The sequence below is a fragment of the Vibrio sp. 2433-A1 genome (assembly GCF_056726085.1).
This window is the reverse complement of sequence record NZ_JBRESC010000011.1, coordinates 34944-53165: the sequence shown is the minus strand read 5'-3', so window position 1 is coordinate 53165 and position 18222 is coordinate 34944. Positions and strand designations below refer to the sequence as shown.

The following is an 18222-nucleotide window of genomic DNA, read 5'->3' as shown; positions in this document are numbered from 1 at the left end:
ATTTACTCAGGATGTTAAATGTACGCTGGGAACGAATTATAGGCATGCTATTGCTGATTGTGTCATCACCATTATTAGCCACCAGTACAATCTACTCATCAACAGTGCTGAATGAGGCAAACACCTTAGTTGAAGTGGTGCCAAAGCAAGCAAAAAAACTAGCAGCAAACTACCTAGCTCAGCGTACGCTTTCTGACACAACTGAAAAAAGCCCGTCGGCTATCTCTCGCGATGAAACCGATAGCCGTACACGCACCCCAGGTGGCACTATTGATGCCTTGCGTATTCTCGCACGCGCTGAGTTTAACCTTGGCAGTCAAGAAAGTGCGTTAAGGCATTTAGCGGAAGCCAAAGACATTGCCACTAACTATAAACTGCCATACCTGCAGATCGATATCGACTTACTTGAAACTCGTCTGACTTGGAGCATCGATAAAGATGCGATTGCGGCGCGCAAGAAAATCGAAAAGCTCGAACAGAGCTACTCAAAAATTAATAATACTCAGCTTGTCGCCCGTGGCCTTAGATACAAGATGACCATGTTAAAAGCGGATATTGCCTCTGCGGAAGGTGAAGTCGATGTGGCCAACAAGCTGTACCTAGAAGCAAAGCCTTACGTTGATAACTCCAAGTCAACCCGCACTCTAATTGAGTACCACGCCACCGTCGGTAAGCACTTACTGCAGAACAAAAAATACAACCGCGCTCTATCAGAACTGTTAATCAGTTACTGGAAAGCGATTGAAACGGACTCTGCCCTGCAACTGGCTCAAGTAAACCGTATTTTGGGTCAACTATTTTACGAACGCCGCGTACTGGATAAAGCCAATGACCACTTTTCTCAGGCGGCTGATTTTTACGACAACTACCAGAGCTCCCCTATGATTGCGCCTATCTTAAAGCGCATGGGCGATATCTATTACCACCAAAACAAATATAACCTCGCGCTGGTTCATTATTTTAATGCAATGGATCATGAGCGCATGCAAAACAACATTGAGAGCGTGATTGAAATCCGCATCTCTTTAGCTGCCACTTATTTGCAACTGGTTAACTACACTTTGGCCGAGCAATATCTAAACCGAGCAGAAGAGCTACTAGAATATGCTAGCATCCCTCGCTTAGAAGCCTATGCATACTTACTGGAGGCAGGGCTGGCTCGACATAAGCGTGAGTCGGATAAAGTCTTAGAAAACGCACAGAAAGCGTTAGAGATTGCGCAGAAAGAGCAGGACATTAGTACTCAAAAAGCCGCTTATCAATTGCTCTACTTAGGCAATGAACAAAGTGGTCAATATAAGATGGCGCTTGAATACCTGCTGTCCTACAACTCGTTAGCCACGATTGAACAGCAAGAGCTGGATATGATAAGTGAAGATGCCTTCCGCCAGCAAAAAGACTTTGTCGAGCAAAGCTTGCACTTAAGTGGTCAAAAAGAAGAGCTTGAACAAACCCACGCGGAATATCTTAAGTTCAAGAAGATCACCTTAACTCTGTTTGTGCTCTCAGCACTGCTGTTCATGTTCTTGTTACGTCGTGGTCATGTCATCAATGTCCAAAAAGACGAGCTTGATACGCTAAACGAAGACCTTTATACCCACTCTCGTTCTGGGCTGAAGAATCTACGCATGCTCAATGCTAAGTTGCCAGCTTCTTTGGAAGAGAGTAGCCATAAATTTGAAAAGTGGCATGTGGGTGAGTTAATCCATGAGCCGCTTAATGACCGACTACGTTTTGTAATGATTGACGTGCCTTTCCTACGTAATATGTATCTGCAACACGGCTACCAAGACGGTCTTAAACTGGAGCGTGCGTTCGGTGAATTCCTGCAACAACGCATTGAGCATCCTGCTCGTATTTACCACTTTTCAGACGCCAACTTGCTTTATATCGAGCCAAATAGCGAACGTAATACCGACCCAGAACAACTGTTTGAAAAAATTCAACAGTGGATAATGGAGTTCGAACCAGAGCGTATTTTAAATCGCATCATTCGTATTGGTATGGCTGATTATCCGTTCCTACCTAGGGCTTATACTGCCGTTAATGATAAGGAACTAATTGATGTGCTACTGATGTCTACCAGTACTGCGCGTACACTAAGCATGAAGGAACACTGCAGTCAGTGGGTCTACCTAAGAGCGATCGATAACGCGCCTGCGGCTAGTTTAGCAACAGGTAATATTCGCAAGGCCTGCAAGCATTCGATAAACCAAGGGTTAATAAAAGTACACTCTTCGTTCAAGAATGAGGACAGCATCAAAAAACTATTAAAAGATGAATAAAAGCTCATCAAACAAACGTAGTAAGTCGTGACGCCCGTGATTTATTTGATATTATCTACAGATTAATAAATAGAAGTAGATTATATCTTTAAGTTTATATTTCATGGGCGCTCTCGAACAAGATCTTCAGTCACAGCTGCACAACCTGAAATCTCAATTGGAACAAGTTCGATTGACACAAAGGGACACTTCGTTCAAATTTAAAAGAGAACAGAAGGTACTTCAGCGCATCATTGCGTCGCTAAGTAACGCCTATAAAAGTGAGAATCCGCGTCTTCAAGCGGGTCTAATGGAACTCACTCAAGCTATCGAACAACAGCAGGACGTCAGTACTCTTATACCGAAACTTGCGGTATTAGAACGTCTGCTAAAACAACAAGGCTTGGCTATGGACACCCAGAGTGAACACCTAGATACGCAGATCAAAAACAGCGGAGAAACGCTGCTACGCTTAACGGGCCTGCCCGCTAAGATTAAACGTGATCTGCGCGATTTACTCAGCTACTCCAACGGACTGTCGCACCCAAAATCAGAACAAGCAATGCGACTACTAAGCCTTTACGAACGTTCTGTTAAGATCATCACTTCTAATCCTGATTACAGCATCAACCAAGTATCCAACAGCGCCGATCGTGAACTGCAGCTACGTCTATCAGAAGAGCTACAACACCTAATTACGGAACTTGATTTCGAAGGTGAATCTGGCGATCTTCTGGCGGATATTCGTGCTAAATTGCTGACGGGAGTCAATAGTCATACGCTACTTGAACTCACCCTGCAGACATTAAAGCTGGTCATAGAAGGCACGCGCTATGAGCGTAAAACGTCAGAGCAATTCCTTGAGCAAGTGAACTCATCTCTTGCCTCTTCACTAAAGAGCTCAGCACAAAACGTTCAGCAATCTCAAAGTTATTTTGATACTCGCCAAGAGATGAGCACAGAGCTGGGTGAGTTAATTAGTGTCACTCAAGAAAAAGTCACCAACGCAGAAGATTTGGCCGGATTAAAGACACAAGTCAATCCGCTGCTTGATCAGCTCAACTCTTTGACCGAGCGTTTGAAACATGCAGAACAACGCGAACAAGCGCTTTTAGAAAGAATGAATTACGGCAAGAATCAACTGGAAGCTCTGTTTGAAGTGACCCAAGATTACCGCCGCCGTTTAGAAGACCAAGCCCAGCGTATGCTTCTCGACCCACTGACCAAAGTGTACAATCGCGCCGCTTTTGGCGATCGACTTGAGCTCGAATACCGCCGCTGGATTCGCGCGCAGCATACGCTACGTGTCGTCATTCTTGATATTGATTGCTTTAAAGCAATCAATGATAGCTTTGGCTATAGCGCGGGTGACAAGGCACTGAAAATCATTGCTCGCACGATCAAAAAAGAGCTACAAGACACGGATACTGTTGCACGTTTCTCTGGGGAAGAGTTCATCCTGTTACTTCCAGAAGTCACAGATAGCGATGCATTTAGCTTAATTCAGACCATTCAGAGCCAAGTCTCGAAACTGCCATTTAAGTTCCGTGACCGCAATTTGATGATTACGCTTTCGGCAGCCAGTACCGCATTTAAAGATTCAGACACCCCTGAAGAGCTCCTAGAGCGCCTCAACTTATGCCTCAATGAAGCGAAATCTCTGGGTAAAAACCAACTCGTATGGCGCTAAGCCTATTAATATTCACGCTCCAAAAATCTAGTTCCCTCCACTTCATTTTGTGACTCACCTTTATATATCAGTTAGTTAGCTTCACTATCAGCAAAAACCTGCTAAGCTTAAGAAACCCGTCGCAAAAACGCAGATATAACAGCGACGCATAAGGACAATAATAACAACAACGCTTTTACTCACGACTTGTGAGTTGCTAGTCAAGGAGGTCACTATGATCACGCATATTAGTCCAGCAGGTAGTATGGACCTACTCTCTCAACTTGAAGTTGAGCGCCTTAAGAAGACCGCTGCTAGTGATCTATACCAGCTATACCGCAACTGTACGCTCGCGGTGCTCAATTCAGGTAGCCATACCGACAACTCCAAAGAGCTGTTGGATAAATACAAATCTTTTGACGTCAACGTGGTACGCCGTGAGCGTGGGATCAAGCTTGAACTAAGCAATGCTCCTGAACACGCATTTGTTGATGGTGAAATCATTAAAGGGATCCAAGAACACCTGTTTTCTGTGCTGCGCGACATTGTCTATGTCAACATGCACCTAGCGGATAACCAACGTCTAAACCTCACTAATGCTTCGCATATCACCAACCTAGTGTTTGGTATTTTGCGTAATGCTGGCGCGCTAACTCCGGGCATCGAACCTAACCTTGTGGTCTGCTGGGGTGGTCACTCCATCAACGCTATCGAGTACCAATACACACGTGAAGTGGGTAACGAGCTTGGCCTACGTGAAATGAACATCTGTACGGGTTGTGGCCCAGGCGCAATGGAAGGCCCAATGAAAGGCGCAGCGATTGGCCACGCTAAACAGCGTTACTATGAGCAGCGCTATCTTGGCTTGACCGAGCCATCAATCATTGCCGCAGAGCCGCCAAATCCTATCGTCAATGAGCTAGTCATCATGCCCGATATTGAAAAACGTCTCGAAGCGTTTGTTCGTATGGGCCATGGTATCGTCATCTTCCCCGGTGGCGCTGGTACTGCCGAGGAGCTACTCTACATCCTTGGTATCATGATGCATCCAGATAATGCTGATCAACCTTTACCAATTGTGCTAACGGGTCCAAAAGAGAGTGAGCAATACTTCCGTTCTATCGACCGCTTTATTGGCGATACCTTAGGTGAAGCGGCGCAGAAACACTACCAGATTGTGGTTGATGACCCTGCGAAAGTCGCGCAAATCATGAAGCAACGTATGGGCGATGTGCGCCAACACCGTAAAGATACTGGTGACGCATACAGCTTCAACTGGTCACTAAAAATTGAGCCTGAGTTCCAACTGCCATTTGACCCAACCCATGACAACATGGCGAGCTTAGATTTACACCTTAATCAACGCCCTGAAAACCTCGCGGCAGCACTACGCCAAGCATTCTCTGGCATTGTTGCAGGTAACGTTAAAGCGGAAGGAATTCGAGAAATCGAACGCCATGGTCCATTTATTCTCGATGGCGACGTTGATCTGATGAAGAAGATGGACAAGCTACTGAAAGACTTTGTTGAGCAAGACCGCATGAAGCTACCAGGTGGCACAGCTTACGAACCTTGTTACCAAATCAAGACCACCAGCCAGTGACTGACTGGTAATCTAAACACTATCCGATACAATAAGGGCTTCATGCCCTTATTTTTTTGATTTGTATGTCTATTCATCTTGTTATCATCGATGCGTTAAATCTTATTCGCCGAGTTCACTCTGCACAGCCAGATCCTACCGATATAGCAAGAACCATTACGACTACCTCTCGTACTCTGAATCGAATCTTATCTGAGTCTCAGCCGACCCATATCATTGCAGTGTTTGACCACCACCTGCAAGAGCGAGGTTGGCGTGCAGAAATCTGGCCTGAGTACAAACAGAATCGTAAACCAATGCCAGAGCCATTAATGAATGGCTTGGAAGCGATCCAAGATGCGTGGTGGCAACTGGGCATAGATTCGTTGCTGTCTGATGGCGACGAGGCGGACGATCTAGTCGCAACACTGGCGATCAAAGTGGCTAGCCATAATGAGAAGGTCACGATCATTTCGACTGACAAAGGCTACTGTCAGTTGCTGTCGCCTACCCTGCAGATCCGAGATTACTTCCAGCATCGTTGGTTAGATCAACCCTTCATTGAGAAAGAGTTTGGTGTTAAGCCAAGTCAGCTTTCAGATTACTGGGGATTAACTGGAATTAGCTCAAGCCAAGTGCCTGGCGTACCGGGTATAGGGCCAAAAGCAGCCAAAGAGATCCTAACTCAATTCACCGATATTGAACAAGCTTATGCTAGCAAAGAGCTACCATCCAAATATCGTATAAAGCTAGACCAACACATAGAATCTGCGCGAAAATGCAAACAGATCGCAGCGCTTAAAACAGATATAGAGCTTGGGTTCAATTTACAAGACTTACGTTATACTCCGAGCTAATCTGCAATAAAAACACCGAGGTAATATGTTCTCACCAAAAACGCTTCTTCTTTGCCTATGCCCTATCATATTAGCAGGGTGCAACGGTGACTCGAAACACTCTACTCCCCCAGTTAATCAAGGAACTAGCTTTAGTCAAAGCTTTTCTATTTCACCTGATCCTATGGAAAGCGTAGAACTACAACGCGATACCCCGATAACAGATATAACAAAACCCGATCAGTTTAAGTTTGGAGATATTGAAGTGACCGAGTCCAATAATAACTCCATCACTATTACCAACAAAACCCCACAAACAATTAACTCCTTTACCGCTACAATAGGCGGAACAACAAAAATAGCATTATTCAAGCTTCCTGATACGCTTCCGGCTTACAAACAAGCAACATACACCTCTAATACCGCAACACTCACAGGCATTAAGGTTGTTAACCAACTACGTATGTTTACGCCCCAAGTTGATATGACAGACCCTGATAAAGTCGTTTGTCCTAAATCTGCTGACAAAGCCTGTTATTCTGCACCAAACTCAAATGAACGTGAGATCTATGAGGTTGTGCTAAGTAATATGCATAATGCATTTAACAGACGTAGCTTGCGCACACAGCTAAACCGTTACTTTAGTGACGCGGATGAGTGTCATAAATACGTCTGCAGCCAGTATACAAATAAAGGCATTAGCTATGCAGACCTTGGTTACCTAAAATACAGTATGAAAAACCATCAACTGCGTATGAAAGTGATGAACAGCCACTATGCTGCAGAAGGAATGGGCGGTGGTAACACACCGAACTTAGACGACCTTTTCTCTGACCAAGGAGGAATGGCCTCTTATTGGCATGAGTACCTTGATCCAAACGACTCTCTGCATTATAAAGATTACGGAAATGGCCTATATAATGTCGTTTGGCATGAAGTCGCCCATGCTTATGGCTTTGCCCATAACACTGGCTGGACCTATGGTTCTCAATCGGCTTGGGCGTTTTCTCCTGCCAACGGTGATGAATGGGGGGGATTAGCAGAATCCTACTTAGATACACATTTTAGTGATAGCGAACGCCGTAATATAAGTGAGTTGAAAATTCCTTCACTGGTAATAACCAAAGAAACGCGACAAGATAATACCCTGACGCTGCATTTTGAGTATCCAGACACAATCTCTCCACCGGATGGAATTATCATTGATTTCTTATCCCACCGAACAGCAGAAGTGACAACCACTCACTCCACAAACGACAACAGCGTCACACTTAAGTTTGCTAAAAAGTTAGATGCCCCGTTGTACATTATGGCTCGTGCTAAAGGTGAAGACTATATGGCAACGATTGCCATCACTACGCAAGACTTTGTCACATCGCCACAATATTCGACCAATGGTAAAACGTTTACTGTTCTCGACAATGAAGTTTTAAAATCTGGTGCAAACGGCTGGGAGATTCGCAAGCTATGTAGTGATTATGGTTCTAAACTAGCAACCAAAGCCGAATACCTAGAATTTTGGGATTATCTTCGTCAGAACGATAAACTTAACGAACTAACCCATACCCACTTTTTAAGTAGTGACGAACCGGTCGGCTATGTAATTTGGCAACTAGATTTTAACCACGACAATATGGACAGTAAATGGACATCAATGAAAGATCCGCTGGGAACTAATCGGGGCTTAGTGTGCGTATCAAATTAATACCATTCCCAACTCATATATCACCTTGCCCTTAGCTCTACATAGCCTATTGGTTAGAGTTGGAAAAGCAAAAAACGCTCCTCATTTAGGAGCGTTTTTGGTGATACTTACAGTTTGACAGGCTCTAGTGCGGTGAGATGTTAGATAAACACTGAACATGCACCGTGATCTCTTCACGGTCATGGTATAGGTGTTTTGCTTGCAGCTTAAACTTAACCTTATTTTCAATCAGGAATAGCTTCAAGTTTTCAATATCTTCAAGAACCTCATCATAGCGGCCTTTCATTGGCAGCTTAAGGTTAAAGATCGCTTCTTTTGCCCAACCACTGATGATCCACTCACCCATGAGCTGTGCGACACGTGATGGCTTCTCAATCATGTCACACACTAACCAAGTCACGTTCTTACGTGCTGGCTCAAACTTAAAGCCATCTTCTTGGTGGTGTTTCACCTGGCCAGTATCCATCAAGCTGTCCGCCATCATGCCGTTATCTACCGAGTGAACGAACATCGAACGCTTAACAAGCTGGTAAGTCCAACCGCCAGGACAAGCACCTAAGTCAACGCCCCACATACCTGCAGCTAAACGCTCATCCCACTCATCGCGAGGAATAAACACATGGAAAGCTTCTTCAAGTTTTAGTGTCGAACGACTTGGCGCATCTGCTGGGAATTTCAGACGTGGAATACCCATAAAGAACTGGGAGTTGTTGTCTGGCAGCGAATAACCGATGAAACAGTGAGTCGGGCCAACAAAGCAAATATGCAGTACTGGTTTCTTCGGGCTGTCTTTCGGGAAAAGGATTTCTTTACCACGCAATGCTTGGCGCATTGGAACCGTAAACTTACGGCAGAACTTCAATAGCTCTTTGGCTTCGTTCGTATCCGGCGTTTCGATGCGAATATCACCACAACGAGGCATGGTCTCTACAAAGCTTAAATCATGAAGAATTGGCGAAATACGGTCTTCACGAGGCAGTTCTTGAATCTCAGCGGCTACAGCGAAAATTTGACGAGCGAAAATAAGTGATTTGAAATCAAGCTCTTTCACTAACTTTTGCGCATCACCATCTTGGTAACATTCAAAAATTACGTAACCGCTGTTCTTTTTCACACGAGGGAAACCAAACACTTCTAGCTGAGTCGCGCGATCTTGAATTTCACCGGCACACTCTTTCTCAAAGCCACTGCGGCAGTAGAGCATTAATTGTTTCACTGTTTCACCTCTGTAATCTGTAGCGCTGCATAAACGAACAAGCCCCAGCCAAGCATAAACGTCATACCACCAAATGGGGTAATCGGTCCGAACCATTTAATGCCCGTTAATGCGAGTGCGTAAAGACTGCCGCTAAAACAAAAGATGCCGATGATAAAGCAAATTGCGGCTAGGGCGAAATATTTTTGTGACTTAGAAGGCAATTTTAACTTTAGCAGGGCAGCACAGAGCAAAATAGCCATTGCATGAATAAATTGGTACTGCACGCCCGTTTGAAATACGTCGAGTAAGTAAGGTGATAGCGACTTCTTTAAACCATGCGCAGCAAAGGCACCCAAGGCTACCCCGACTCCGCTTAGAAGCCCACCGACAGCAAGCAGATATTTACTTTTCACCGTACACCTCAAAAATAAACTCAGCCAGATGTTTTACTGCCAGTTGAATATTGCCTAACTCAGTATGTCCAGAGCTCTTACGCGGTTTAAAACTATGATCACCATCAGCAATGAAGCATACCTGGACTGATGAAGAGAGCTCAAAAACATCAAACTCTTCTTTCTTTCCGAAGGTATCACGCTCCCCTTGGAGGATAAGGGTCGGCTTTGCCAACGTCGCTAAGTGCTCGCCTTTGAACTTTTCTGGTTTACCCGGAGGATGGAACGGGAAACCAAGACAAGCAACACCCGCCACATTCGCTTCTTCAGTCAGTAAGCTCGACATACGTCCACCCATTGATTTGCCGCCAATAACAATCGGTCCATTGTCAGCAAACTCTGCGATCACAGCCTGATAGGCTTCAAGCAACTTAGGCGCTCTATCCGGTGGACGTTTCTTACCATCTTCAGCTCGTTTGACCATATAGGGGAAATTAAAGCGCACCACTTGAATGCCTCTCTTCGCCAACCCTTTCGCCACGGACTCCATAAAAGCATGGTCCATACCCGCACCTGCGCCATGAGCAAAGAGAAACAGAGGGTTACCCTGTTCACCATCAATCAGGTAATGACTCATCCAGTAACTCCTCTTGCTCACTTTGCGCTTTGGCTAGCATCCAATCACGGAATGTCGCGATACGCCCCATATCGGCCTGTTTATCATGGCACACCACGTAAAACGCATTCTTCGAAAGCAGCACTTCATCAAACGGTGCGATAAGTCGACCCGCTTCGAGCTCAGGTTGAGCCAGAACGTTATTTCCAAGTGCAACCCCTTGGCCATGCGCTGCCGCTTGCAGAACCATAGTCGAGTGACTGAAGATCGGTCCGTGATTAACATTTACCCCTTCGATGCCATTCAACTTGGCAAACTGTTTCCAGTCTTTACGAGAGGTATCATGCAGTAACGTATGCTGTTTTAAATCACTTAGAGTTTCTAATGGCTTATTACCTAAAAGTAATGAAGGTGAACAAAGCGGGATCAAGAACTCTTGATACAACTTATCAGCACGCAAACCAGACCAATTACCACGGCCGTAATAAATGGCGACATCCACATCATCAGTTAGGGAGCCTTCCTCCATATCAACCGCTTTAATACGAACATCAATATCCGGTTCTTGTTGGTTAAAATCCGCTAAGCGAGGAACAAGCCATTGAATAGCAAAGCTTGGCGGTAAGCTGATGGTTAACGCACCTTTTTCACTACGCTCTAGGACTTTATCAGTCGCTTCTGCTAGTGAGGTGAAAATATCTTTGATATCGAGAAAATAACTCTGCCCCTCTTCGGTGAGCAGAAGTGAGCGATTTCGACGACGAAATAATTTTAAGCCAAGGAATTCTTCTAGCGCTTTGATCTGGTGACTGACGGCTGCTTGGGTAACAAACAGCTCTTCTGCAGCACGAGTAAAACTCAAATGTCGGGCGGCAGCTTCAAACACTTTTAAAGAGTTCAAAGGAGGCAATCTTCTGGACATAATAGCCTTCCGTAAATAGATTAGTTTTTTTTATCTGAAACATTATAAAATGTCCGTTGCCTGACGACCAGAGAAATTCTATATTTCACATCGCAGCACGGAGTCAGAACGGCTTGATTCCCTATTGAATCAATTGACTTCTTGTTGCGATGTTGTGTTTGCAAACTCGTATTTCGAGTTCGGTAGGTTTCTACCAGTTTTGTTTCTCAGTGAGACGAAACATATACTTCCTGTATTTATTTTGACCTGTCTGTCAAATTTTTTAGCACCGCCTATATGGCGGTGTTTTTTTATGTCTCAAGAAAATGACCAAGTGCAATCAACAAAAAAGCGCAAGCCTAACAATAGGGTTGCGCTTTTCTATCAAACTGTATTAGCCAAAAACTACGGACGGTAAACCTTCACGTTGTTGAAGCCTTGCTCTTGTAAGTACAGAGCTTGTAAGCGGCTCATGACACCGCGGTCACAGTACAACAGATAAGTTTTAGACTGGTCTAAGTCACCAAACTGAGTACCTAGCTTGAAAAATGGTATGTGTTTTACTTCTACACCTTCAATCTCTAGTGGGTTATCGTCTTCTTCTTCCGGACTACGGATATCAACAACGATGGCATGTTCTTCAACCGCTTGAACTTGCTCAACTTCAGGTGCAGCTTGTTCAGTTTCTTTAGCAATATCGCGGATGTCCATCACGCGAGCATCACGAACCACTTGCTCTAGAATACCAAAGTCGAACTTGCCTTCTTCCGCTTCTAGCTTGCTTTTCACCGCTTTCACTGTCGGCTTCTTAGAAATCACGCCACAGTACTCAGGCATGGTCTTAGCAAAGTCTTCAGTGCCGATATCTCGCGCTAGGTTGATGATATCTTCTTTGTCCCAGTTGATTAACGGACGAAGAATCAGCGTATCTGTTACGTTGTCGATATGACGAAGGTTCGTCAGCGTTTGGCTAGATACCTGACCTAGAGCCTCACCTGTAACAAGTGCTTCAATCTTGAATTTCTCAGCGACCATGCCTGCAGCACGCATAAACATACGCTTAAGAATAACCCCCATTTGACCGTCATCGACTTTCTCTAGGATTTCTGCCACTACTGGCTCGAAATCAACTGAGATGAAACGTACTTTTGCCGAAGAGCCGTACTTATTCCATAGGTAGTGAGAAACCTGCTTAACACCGATCTCGTGTGCTGGACCACCTAGGTTAAAGAAACAGTAATGCACTTTAGAGCCACGTTTAATGTGTAGGTAACTTGATACACCTGAATCGAAGCCACCTGAAATCAGGCTCAGCACATCTTCTTGTGTTCCAAGTGGGAAGCCACCGAGACCTTTGTAACGTGCGATGACTTGGTTCAGCTTCTCGTTCGCAACTTCAACTTTGACTGTCACATCAGGGTTCTTTAGCTTAACGCTCGCACTTTCAATCGCTTGGTTAAGACCGCCACCAACGTAACGCTCAAGTTCAATAGAGGTAAAATCATGCTTACCACGGCGCTTAGCACGAACAACAAACGTCTTACCTTCAAGGTTAGGACGATTTAGCTCTAGCACCTGCTCGAAGATGTTGTGCAGATCGGTAAAGTCTGACTGCTGAACTTCAAGTACGTGGTGGATACCTGGGGTTTGCGTCAGTACCTCGATCACTTCTGCATGGTAGAGTTCCGACTCAGACGTTACTTCGATATGGTCACGACGGTTAAATACCGCAACAGACTCTGAACGGCTCTTAATAATGTTGCGAATATTGCACTCAAGAATCTTTGTGAAGCGCTTACGCACCGACTCACTTTTTACAAAAATTTCTGGATGGGGCTTGACGATAAATTTCATAATTCACTTCACAACAAGTTTAATAAATTCGCAGAATAAGCAGAGTAACGACGTACTCACCGCTCATTCAAAATAAGAGTTGACCTCTAAGGGCGCAAGATTATACCTGAATGAATGGCCATAAAAAAGACGAGCCTTTTGCTCGTCTCTTTTCTTTTACTGATTCACCGGTATTTCATCACTTAACAGCGCTTCACCCTGCATGATACTGATTTCAACTCGGCGGTTTCGCGAACGCTGTGCTTCAGTATCATTCGGCCCAAGTGGTTCGGTATCCGCCATACCTCTGACACGCAATCGTTGATGATTAAAGCCACGCACTTTTTCCATCTCTTGCGCTACAGATACAGCGCGTTGCGCCGATAAATCCCAATTAGAACGATACAGTTCAGAATCAATACGTTGGTTGTCTGTATGACCCGATACGCGAATAACACCTGGTATATCTTTGACTAAGTCAGCAATCTGCCTCACTAACGGCCTAAACTTCGGCTGTAAGAAAGCTGAGCCTTCAGGGAATGCGCCTTTCTCACGGATACGAATATCAATCTGCTGGCCAAGGTTTTCTACTTCAATTGCCCCTTGTTCGATCTCTCGCTCTAGAGCCTTCTTAATGCTCTCTACTAATGTCTCTAACTCTTCAGACGTTTGAGCGGATTGTTGCTGCTCACTAACAGACTCCGTATTCTGGTGATTCTGAGTTGAAGTCTCAGCAGATTGACCACCAGTTAACTTACCTTGATCACGCTGAGTACCCCCCGCCCTGTCTGACTCCCCTTCATGGAACTCAAGAGTTTGCTGAGTGATATCGATGGTTTGCTGCATGATAACATCAATCGGAGTCGGCTCTGGACGCCCAGGGCGGAACTCTTGGGCAATAATGCTGGTTCCTTTTGGAATGTCTTTGACCTCCAATCGGTTCTGCACACCAAAAGCAAATTTCATAGAGCCTGCGATTTGTTTAAATTTGAGTACATCCATCTCGGAAAACGAGAGCAAAAGTACGAAGAAACACATCAGCAGTGACATTAAGTCGGCAAAGGTCCCCATCCACAACGGTAGGCCGGGCGGCGGACATTTGGGTTGTTCTTCTTCCATACCTTTGACCTTACTCGTTATCTACGTCAAGAGAACGCTTACCTTCATTGAGGTAATTCTTCAGGTAACTGTCGATGACACGAGGGTTCTGACCATCTTGAATCGCTAACACACCATCCATCACTAGACGGCGGTTCAGTTTCTCTTGCTCACGGCGTAAAGACAGCTTATCGGCAATTGGGAAGAACACCATGTTTGATAAGATCGCACCGTACAGAGTGGTTAAGAGTGCTACCGCCATCGCAGGACCGATCGCTTTAGGGTCATCCATATTAGAAAGCATCGCAACCAGACCAACCAATGTTCCGATCATCCCCATCGCAGGCGCTACGTCACCGAAGGCTCTAAATACACTGCCACCAAACTCATGGCGCTCATCGGTAAGCACAATGTCTTTTTGCAAAGCAGCACGAACAACGTCAGCATCATGACCATCAACCAATAGATCGATACCTTTTTGCATAAAGCCGTTGGTGATCTCCATCTCTTCTAGCGCTAGGAAACCGCCTTTACGAGCAGCGTCTGCCATCTCAACAACTTTAGCGATCAGATCTTCTGGCTCATCCGCTTTGAACATGAAAGCTTTTCCGGCAATCTTCGCCGCTCCAAAAAATTGGCCCATGGTAAACTTCATTAAAACGACAAAGGTAGAGCCACCCACTACGATCAAAATCGACGTGACATCGATAAACATCATAATGCTTCCGCCAAGTATCATTGCCATGATAACGAAAGCAAAGCCGCCTAACAGTCCCACCAGCGTTGCTAAATCCACAAAGCACTCCTCATGCAATCTTTGATCTTGTAACAAAGTATATCGGCAACGTGTTCAAATCTTTAGTTTTTTATTGCTACTCTATTCACATAAATGTAGTCGCTTACTTTGTTGATACAAGAAAAACCGTACGTTGAGTAATATTGAACGAAGTTATTGTTGCCAAAACTCAGTTTTTCAACAATTTTACTCGGTTAAATTTGACCATCATTATCGGCTAAGGTAACTTTCGTGCATCTTTGTCAAAGTAGAAACATTATGGCGAGCAAGAAACCAGAAAACATGACCTTCGAGGCGACGATCGACGAGCTAGATGTTATCGTAGAAAACCTTGAGAATGGTGATTTAGCATTGGAAGATGCGCTTAAAAAATTTGAGCGTGGCATTACGCTTGCTCGTGCAGGCCAAACTAAGCTTAGCGATGCCGAGCAGCGTGTGAGTATTTTGCTGCAAAACGATGACGCATCCCCTTTAAGTGACTTTGACGGCCAGCCTGAGTAATTGATAGAAATATGTCTGTTATGCAAGAGGCATTAACCTCATTTCAACAACGCAATAATGATCAGCTAAATCTTTGGCTGCAAGCACTGCCTCACCAAAATCAGCCGTTAATTGAAGCTATGCGCTATGGGCTGTTACTTGGTGGCAAACGTGCACGGCCATTTTTGGTCTACATTACCGGTCAAATGCTAGGCTGTGATAACAATGACCTCGATACTCCTGCTTCTGCGGTTGAGTGTATTCACGCCTACTCACTGATCCATGATGACCTACCTGCAATGGATGACGATGAACTTCGTCGTGGTCAAACAACCTGTCATATCAAATTTGATGAAGCTACCGCGATCCTCACTGGTGACGCGCTACAAACGTTAGCGTTCACCATTTTAGCTGACGGTGATTTAAATCCAAATGCGGAAATTAACCGTATAAAGATGATAAAAATTTTGGCTGACGCGTCTGGCGCTAATGGTATGTGTCTTGGACAAGCATTGGACCTTGCCGCTGAAAACCGCTCAGTGTCGCTAGAAGAATTAGAAGAGATTCACCGCAATAAAACCGGTGCATTGATGAAGTCTGCCATCCGCTTAGGCGCACTCGCTGCGGGTGAAAAAGGTCTTGAGGTGATGCCCCAACTCGACAAATACGCCGATGCAGTTGGCCTAGCGTTTCAGGTTCAAGACGACATTTTAGATATTATTAGTGATACAGAGACTTTGGGTAAGCCTCAAGGTTCTGATCAAGAATTAAACAAAAGCACTTATCCAGCCTTACTTGGATTGGATGGAGCTATTAACAAAGCTCACACTCTGTTAAATGAAGCACTTCAAGCTTTGGAAGCAATCCCATACAATACAGAGTTACTCGAAGAGTTCGCCCGATATGTCATCGAGCGCAAGAACTAACACAATAAGCGCGCATTTATATGACTCTTGATATTTCAAAATATCCAACACTTGCTCTAGCAGATACGCCAGATGAGCTACGTAGCCTTCCTAAAGAAGTGCTGCCGACGCTATGTGATGAATTACGTACCTATTTATTAAATTCAGTGAGCCAATCTAGTGGCCACTTAGCTTCTGGCTTAGGTACAGTAGAACTCACCGTCGCGCTTCATTACGTATACAACACGCCTTTCGACCAGTTGGTGTGGGATGTGGGCCATCAGGCTTACCCACATAAAATCTTAACTGGCCGCCGCGATCAACTGTCGACAATTCGCCAGAAAGACGGCTTGCACCCATTCCCTTGGCGTGAAGAAAGTGAATACGACACACTGTCTGTAGGTCACTCATCAACGTCGATCAGTGCAGCATTAGGTATGGCGATCAGTGCGGGTAAAGAAGACAAAAACCGTAAAATTGTTAGCGTAATTGGTGACGGGGCGATTACCGCAGGTATGGCATTTGAAGCAATGAACCATGCTGGCGACGTTCACCCTGACATGCTGGTTATTCTTAATGACAACGAGATGTCGATTTCAGAAAACGTTGGCGCACTGAATAACCATTTGGCGCAAGTGCTCTCTGGTAACCTATATACCTCAATTCGTGAAGGCGGCAAAAAGGTTCTCTCTGGCGTTCCACCAATCAAAGAACTGGTTCGTCGTACTGAAGAACACCTAAAAGGCATGGTTGTCCCTGGCACTCTATTTGAAGAGCTAGGCTTTAACTACATTGGCCCTGTCGATGGCCATGATGTGAATGAGCTAGTTAAAACACTGAAGAACATGCGTGAGCTAAAAGGCCCACAGTTCCTGCACATCATGACTAAGAAAGGCAAAGGCTACGAGCCAGCTGAAAAAGATCCTATCGGCTATCACGGTGTACCTAAGTTCGATCCTAGCCATACCTCTCTGCCTAAGAGCAGTGGCGGAAAACCAAGTTTCTCGAAGATCTTCGGTGACTTCCTGTGTGATATGGCCGAGCAAGATCCTAAGCTAATGGCGATTACGCCAGCAATGCGTGAAGGTTCAGGTATGGTTCGTTTCTCTAAAGAGTACCCAGACCAATACTTCGACGTCGCGATTGCAGAGCAGCACGCGGTGACGCTAGCGACAGGTATGGCGATTGCTGGTGACAATCCAATCGTTGCTATCTACTCGACCTTCTTACAGCGTGGTTACGATCAGCTAATTCATGATGTAGCAATCATGGACTTGCCTGTGATGTTTGCTATTGACCGTGCAGGTTTAGTTGGCGCAGATGGCCAGACTCACCAAGGTGCATTTGACCTAAGCTTTATGCGTTGTATCCCAAATATGGTGATCATGGCACCGAGCGACGAAAATGAATGTCGTCAAATGCTCTACACTGGCCATAAGCATACAGGTCCAAGTGCCGTTCGTTACCCACGTGGCACTGGCATGGGCACTGAGATTGAGCAAGAGTTTACCGCTCTTGAGATCGGCAAAGGCCGCCTTGTTCGTCAAGGTGAAAAGGTTGCTATTTTAAGCTTTGGTACTTTCCTTGGAAATGCACTGGAAGCGGCAAAGAATTTAAATGCCACGGTTGCTGATATGCGCTTTGTTAAGCCACTTGATGAAGCACTGACCAAGCAACTCGCTGCCGAGCACGACATTCTGGTAACACTGGAAGAAAACGCGATTGCGGGCGGTGCGGGCGCTGGTGTGATCGAATTTATGATGAAAGAGAAGATTCTCAAACCAGTTCTTAACCTTGGTTTACCAGATAAGTTTATCCATCAAGGTACACAAGATGAACTGCACCAAGAGCTTGGTTTAGATGGTAAAGGGATTGAGCAATCGATCCGCGATTACCTAAGTAAATAATCTCTGATTTAAGTTAGCAAAAGCCCTCGGTTGAGGGCTT

Annotated in this window: 15 protein-coding genes; 8 read left to right on the top strand and 7 right to left on the bottom strand. The window is 45.1% G+C overall.

Annotated elements, in window-relative coordinates:
• The first annotated feature begins 11 nt into the window (after positions 1–11).
• The 5 genes from ACU01J_RS12600 (at position 12) to ACU01J_RS12580 (ending at position 8056) form a co-directional block, all read left to right on the top strand.
• Positions 12–2285, top strand: a complete 2274-nt coding sequence (locus ACU01J_RS12600) for a tetratricopeptide repeat protein (RefSeq protein WP_481086011.1) — start codon at positions 12–14, stop codon at positions 2283–2285.
• A gap of 103 nt (positions 2286–2388) precedes the next feature.
• Positions 2389–3954, top strand: coding sequence for a GGDEF domain-containing protein (locus ACU01J_RS12595; RefSeq protein WP_481086010.1), 1566 nt, complete (start codon positions 2389–2391; stop codon positions 3952–3954).
• Positions 3955–4168: 214 nt separating this feature from the next.
• On the top strand, positions 4169–5536 hold the full coding sequence (ppnN, locus tag ACU01J_RS12590; protein WP_481086009.1) for a nucleotide 5'-monophosphate nucleosidase PpnN: 1368 nt from the start codon (positions 4169–4171) through the stop codon (positions 5534–5536).
• A 65-nt stretch (positions 5537–5601) separates the two neighbouring features.
• On the top strand, positions 5602–6372 hold the full coding sequence (gene xni, locus ACU01J_RS12585) for a flap endonuclease Xni (RefSeq protein ID WP_481086008.1): 771 nt from the start codon (positions 5602–5604) through the stop codon (positions 6370–6372).
• Positions 6373–6535: 163 nt separating this feature from the next.
• The gene (locus ACU01J_RS12580; protein ID WP_481086007.1) at positions 6536–8056 is read left to right on the top strand and encodes a hypothetical protein; all 1521 of its coding nucleotides are present in this window, start codon (positions 6536–6538) and stop codon (positions 8054–8056) included.
• Positions 8057–8180: 124 nt separating this feature from the next.
• Here the strand turns inward: ACU01J_RS12580 and rlmM are convergent, their stop codons facing one another.
• From rlmM to pomA, 7 genes are all read right to left on the bottom strand, one after another.
• A complete protein-coding gene (rlmM, locus tag ACU01J_RS12575; protein ID WP_481086006.1) occupies positions 8181–9272 on the bottom strand; it encodes a 23S rRNA (cytidine(2498)-2'-O)-methyltransferase RlmM in 1092 nt (363 codons plus the stop codon).
• Positions 9269–9667, bottom strand: coding sequence for a DUF423 domain-containing protein (locus ACU01J_RS12570; RefSeq protein ID WP_481086005.1), 399 nt, complete (start codon positions 9665–9667; stop codon positions 9269–9271). The genes rlmM and ACU01J_RS12570 overlap by 4 nt, the downstream gene beginning before the upstream one ends.
• Entirely contained in the window at positions 9657–10283 is a 627-nt protein-coding gene (locus ACU01J_RS12565) for an alpha/beta family hydrolase (protein WP_481086004.1), read from the bottom strand. Before ACU01J_RS12565 ends, ACU01J_RS12570 begins: the two co-directional genes overlap by 11 nt.
• Positions 10264–11184 (bottom strand): transcriptional regulator GcvA, encoded by a 921-nt coding sequence (locus ACU01J_RS12560; RefSeq protein WP_481086003.1) that lies wholly within the window; start codon positions 11182–11184, stop codon positions 10264–10266. The genes ACU01J_RS12565 and ACU01J_RS12560 overlap by 20 nt, the downstream gene beginning before the upstream one ends.
• Positions 11185–11568: 384 nt before the next feature.
• Positions 11569–13017, bottom strand: coding sequence for a tRNA uracil 4-sulfurtransferase ThiI (thiI, locus tag ACU01J_RS12555; protein ID WP_481086002.1), 1449 nt, complete (start codon positions 13015–13017; stop codon positions 11569–11571).
• Positions 13018–13173: 156 nt separating this feature from the next.
• On the bottom strand, positions 13174–14115 hold the full coding sequence (locus ACU01J_RS12550) for a flagellar motor protein MotB (RefSeq protein ID WP_481086001.1): 942 nt from the start codon (positions 14113–14115) through the stop codon (positions 13174–13176).
• Between the two features lie 10 nt (positions 14116–14125).
• Positions 14126–14890, bottom strand: a complete 765-nt coding sequence (gene pomA / locus ACU01J_RS12545; protein ID WP_481086000.1) for a flagellar motor protein PomA — start codon at positions 14888–14890, stop codon at positions 14126–14128.
• Positions 14891–15148: 258 nt separating this feature from the next.
• On the opposite strand from pomA, the gene xseB reads away from it, so the two are divergent.
• The 3 genes from xseB to dxs are packed head-to-tail and all read left to right on the top strand — an operon-like array spanning position 15149 to position 18182.
• Positions 15149–15391: an exodeoxyribonuclease VII small subunit gene (xseB, locus tag ACU01J_RS12540; RefSeq protein ID WP_481085999.1), complete on the top strand. Its 243-nt coding sequence runs from the start codon at positions 15149–15151 to the stop codon at positions 15389–15391.
• A gap of 20 nt (positions 15392–15411) precedes the next feature.
• On the top strand, positions 15412–16296 hold the full coding sequence (ispA, locus tag ACU01J_RS12535; RefSeq protein WP_481086103.1) for a (2E,6E)-farnesyl diphosphate synthase: 885 nt from the start codon (positions 15412–15414) through the stop codon (positions 16294–16296).
• 20 nt (positions 16297–16316) lie between these two features.
• Positions 16317–18182, top strand: a complete 1866-nt coding sequence (gene dxs / locus ACU01J_RS12530) for a 1-deoxy-D-xylulose-5-phosphate synthase (protein ID WP_481085998.1) — start codon at positions 16317–16319, stop codon at positions 18180–18182.
• Positions 18183–18222: the final 40 nt, after the last annotated feature.

Excerpts from the sequence above, each read along its gene's own strand:
- ACU01J_RS12565 (WP_481086004.1), bottom strand. The coding sequence starts at position 10,283 with ATGAGTCATTACCTGATTGATGGTGAACAGGGTAACCCTCTGTTTCTC.
- ACU01J_RS12550 (WP_481086001.1), bottom strand. The coding sequence starts at position 14,115 with ATGGAAGAAGAACAACCCAAATGTCCGCCGCCCGGCCTACCGTTGTGG.
- ACU01J_RS12560 (WP_481086003.1), bottom strand. The coding sequence starts at position 11,184 with ATGTCCAGAAGATTGCCTCCTTTGAACTCTTTAAAAGTGTTTGAAGCT.
- ACU01J_RS12580 (WP_481086007.1), top strand. The coding sequence starts at position 6,536 with ATGGAAAGCGTAGAACTACAACGCGATACCCCGATAACAGATATAACA.
- ACU01J_RS12595 (WP_481086010.1), top strand. The coding sequence starts at position 2,389 with ATGGGCGCTCTCGAACAAGATCTTCAGTCACAGCTGCACAACCTGAAA.
- dxs (WP_481085998.1), top strand. The coding sequence starts at position 16,317 with ATGACTCTTGATATTTCAAAATATCCAACACTTGCTCTAGCAGATACG.
- ppnN (WP_481086009.1), top strand. The coding sequence starts at position 4,169 with ATGATCACGCATATTAGTCCAGCAGGTAGTATGGACCTACTCTCTCAA.
- ACU01J_RS12600 (WP_481086011.1), top strand. The coding sequence starts at position 12 with ATGTTAAATGTACGCTGGGAACGAATTATAGGCATGCTATTGCTGATT.
- ispA (WP_481086103.1), top strand. The coding sequence starts at position 15,412 with ATGCAAGAGGCATTAACCTCATTTCAACAACGCAATAATGATCAGCTA.
- xseB (WP_481085999.1), top strand. The coding sequence starts at position 15,149 with ATGGCGAGCAAGAAACCAGAAAACATGACCTTCGAGGCGACGATCGAC.
- xni (WP_481086008.1), top strand. The coding sequence starts at position 5,602 with ATGTCTATTCATCTTGTTATCATCGATGCGTTAAATCTTATTCGCCGA.
- thiI (WP_481086002.1), bottom strand. The coding sequence starts at position 13,017 with ATGAAATTTATCGTCAAGCCCCATCCAGAAATTTTTGTAAAAAGTGAG.